The following is a 3,227-nucleotide window of genomic DNA, read 5'->3' on the forward strand; positions in this document are numbered from 1 at the left end:
ATGATTACTTGAATTTTATATTAATACTTGAGGTAGCTTCATTCTGACCGAACAAAGTGAGGGAACTATCAAAGTTGCCCGCAGGGCATTTCAGGGAGCAGCTCGGCTGCGACATCCTTTTTTGTGATCGGTCTGACTAAATTTTGAGATTTATCCACAGGACACGCCTTTTTTAACTTGTTTTTTTGTTTTTTATCTTGTTTTAGGATGTTTTTTTTTATTTTAAATCAATATCTTAAAACAAGATAGGTGGTGCTTTTGACGGTAATAGGTGGTGCTTTTGACGGTAATAGGTGGTGCTTTTGACGGTAATAGGTGGTGCTTTTGACGGTAATACTCACAGGCATTAGTGGTTGACAAAAAAGAGTATCCACATATATTTATTGTGGTGTATAAAAAATATGAACCACTAATGTTGACGGTGAAAATATGTCTAATCTTATAGCTTACAAATCAAACGCACTTATTGAAGCTAGTTATAAGTTAACTCTTCAAGAACAAAGAGTTTTATTGATGTGCATTGGCAAATTAAACCCACAAGCTGAAACCCTTGAAAAGACCTTTCAACTAACAGCAAATGAGTTTTATTTGGCATTTCCAGATATGGGGAGAGAAAATGCGGAAAGGCGGCTACAAGAAGCTGTAGAAAGACTGGCTGAACGTTGGATTTATATTCATTGGAAAGAAAAAGAAGAAAAAATAAGATGGATTCAAGGCCAAGCTAAATATTTTGATGGTCAAGGTAAAATTGAGTTGGTTTTTTCTGATTTAATCATGCCTTATCTGACTCAATTAAAAGGCCAATTTACAAGCATTGCTGTAAAAAATGTTTCGGCACTTAAGAGAACATACAGCATCCGAATTTATGAGTTATTAATGCAATTCAAAACAGCAGGAGATAGGCTGATTAGCCTTAAAGACTTTAGAACCATATTAGGAATTGAAAACAAATACTTACAATTTAGAGACTTAAATAAACTTCTATTAAAACCAGCCATTAACGAGCTAAATCAAAAGAGCAATATTACTGTGTCCGTCGATACAGTTAAAGATGGGCGTAATGTTATAGCTTTACATTTTAGCTTCAAAGAGGATAAGCAAATTAAAATGGCTATATAAATGGAGTTTATTTAGCTTACTTTCATTAATTAAAATTACATATGTTAAATAATTAAAATATCGTATATATCAATATATTCATATTGGTTTAAATACTCATTTATGGCAGCATAAAAAACCAAAAAACATTATTATTTAGTTGATAAGACCATCTTTTTATGATGTATTACATAATTGACAAAACAATAGATTATATTGTACTTTCACTGTTTTGAAATACAGTGAGGGGAATAGAGTGGCTAATATTATTTATTTGACAATTAATGGTAAAAAGCAAGGTTTAATATCCTCTGGGTGTTCATCAGAAAACTCCATCGGAAATTTATATCAATGTGGTAGAGAAGATAAAATATATATTTATGAATTAAATCATTCTTTATCTAGAGAACAAAATGTAAATCACTACCCTATTACGATAAAAAAACCAATAGATAAATCAACCCCGTTATTAGGAGTTGCTATATCAAATAATGAGGAACTAGAATGTGTCTTTGATATGTACAGAACAGATAGTAATGGTGGGTTGTCTCTTTATTTTACTATAAAGGTAACAGGTGCCACTATAAGCAACATAGATATTATTTGCCCTAATTCATTAACTCACAATGATGCTCAACCACTGGAAAGTGTATCTTTTAAATATAAAAGCATAACATGGCAACATTACTTAGCAGGAACTAGTGGGTATAGCATTTGGGATGATAGGGTTTACTAATTATGTTTATAAATAGAAATAATAATTATTATTCTTCAATGGGAGCATTGACTGCCAGAAGTGTAATGGAGTCAGCTTTAACTTCCTCAAAATTTCTAGATAGCTTCTTAGTAAAGCAAAGATTCCAAAATGAAGTAAAAAAATTCACTGATCATAAGCTAGATATTATATCAAGCAAATCATCTTCTGAATCATCTAAATTACAAGCAATACAGGATTTAAAACAGGAAAAATCATATTTAACCAATCAAGAAAACATAATAAGACATGAAAAGGCAAAAAAATACGCATACATTGAAATAAAAAAAGAAAATGATGCATATACTTATGTTTTAAAAGGAATTGGTTTGATTTCAAGTGCAGTCCAATTTATTACAGGTGTTGCTCTTGTAACCGCGACAACTCCAACAGCAGTTGGCTATGTTGCCGGATCATTCCTTATAGTTCAAGGAGCTGGTAGTTTTGAGGAAAATTTAACTTCGTTACTTAATAATGATGCAGAATATAAAGGTTATTTAAGAAGAGGGTATGAAGATACTTTTGAATTTTTCGGTTCAGATAAAAGAACAGCAAATTTAGTTTATGGCGGAGTAGATATTGCGCTATCTGGATATGGAGTATTTAGAAATGTATTAAAACCAGAAGCTTGGAGATTATTCTATTATATAAAAGATGACTATGTAGCTAGTTACAAAACCATGGGGGGATATGCTCTTACTTTAGAAATATCAGCAGATGTAGTAACATTAAAATCAATCTACGATGCATATAACGATACCGATATTAAAAAATGATGTTACAGTCGTTTGTATTTACGCATAAATATAAACGACTTATAAGATAATTTAAATGAAGTTATAAATAGAGAAAGTGGCAGTAAAATAAGAATAGCTATAACAAGACCTATTATATTTATTTTTTCCGCCATTAAAAAAAAGAAAATCAAAACTGAAAATGACAGAGGAAGAACAACTAACAACCTATAAAAACGATTTTCCAAATTCATCATTTCATCTAACAGTGTTGTATTATTTCTTTTATTTATGGATTTTAATAATTTCATCTCGTTAGATGTAAAACCACTTTCTTTCATTAGCTCTTCTGTATTTTTATTAGTCATTTTTTACCTTTTTATTTAGCATTAGTTTATACCATATAAACTACACATGAACTTCAATTGTCAAATAAAAATATTTTACTTCTCTCATTATAACTATTTTTTCTTTGTTTTTTCGGAATTATCGGATGACTGATTAAATTTGTGTTCCAATGCACCAATTTGTTTTCTTAACTCTCCGACCTGATTATAAGTACTTAGCATCGCATCGAAGTTCCGATCAACCGCTTGGCCAAAAAAGAATTTGGCACTGAAAGCGGTCACAAGCACGATGGC

At 30.9% G+C, this 3,227-nt stretch carries 5 protein-coding genes; 3 read left to right on the top strand and 2 right to left on the bottom strand.

The window, feature by feature from the left end:
* Positions 1 to 429: 429 nt before the first annotated feature.
* From BM100_RS22055 to BM100_RS22065, 3 genes are all read left to right on the top strand, one after another.
* A complete protein-coding gene (locus BM100_RS22055) occupies positions 430 to 1,119 on the top strand; it encodes a replication initiation protein (protein ID WP_092514924.1) in 690 nt (229 codons plus the stop codon).
* Between the two features lie 235 nt (positions 1,120 to 1,354).
* A complete protein-coding gene (locus BM100_RS22060; protein ID WP_092514933.1) occupies positions 1,355 to 1,834 on the top strand; it encodes an Hcp family type VI secretion system effector in 480 nt (159 codons plus the stop codon).
* A gap of 2 nt (positions 1,835 to 1,836) precedes the next feature.
* Positions 1,837 to 2,628, top strand: a complete 792-nt coding sequence (locus tag BM100_RS22065) for a DUF4225 domain-containing protein (protein ID WP_244590757.1) — start codon at positions 1,837 to 1,839, stop codon at positions 2,626 to 2,628.
* 2 nt (positions 2,629 to 2,630) lie between these two features.
* Here the strand turns inward: BM100_RS22065 and BM100_RS22070 are convergent, their stop codons facing one another.
* Both BM100_RS22070 and BM100_RS23450 read right to left on the bottom strand, forming a co-directional pair.
* On the bottom strand, positions 2,631 to 2,954 hold the full coding sequence (locus tag BM100_RS22070; protein WP_092514937.1) for a hypothetical protein: 324 nt from the start codon (positions 2,952 to 2,954) through the stop codon (positions 2,631 to 2,633).
* Positions 2,955 to 3,047: 93 nt separating this feature from the next.
* Positions 3,048 to 3,227, bottom strand: a 180-nt coding sequence (locus BM100_RS23450; RefSeq protein WP_217648219.1) for a hypothetical protein, incomplete at its 5' end; no start/stop codon positions are given.

The organism is Xenorhabdus mauleonii (assembly GCF_900113945.1).
GTDB classification, from domain to species: Bacteria; Pseudomonadota; Gammaproteobacteria; order Enterobacterales; family Enterobacteriaceae; genus Xenorhabdus; species Xenorhabdus mauleonii.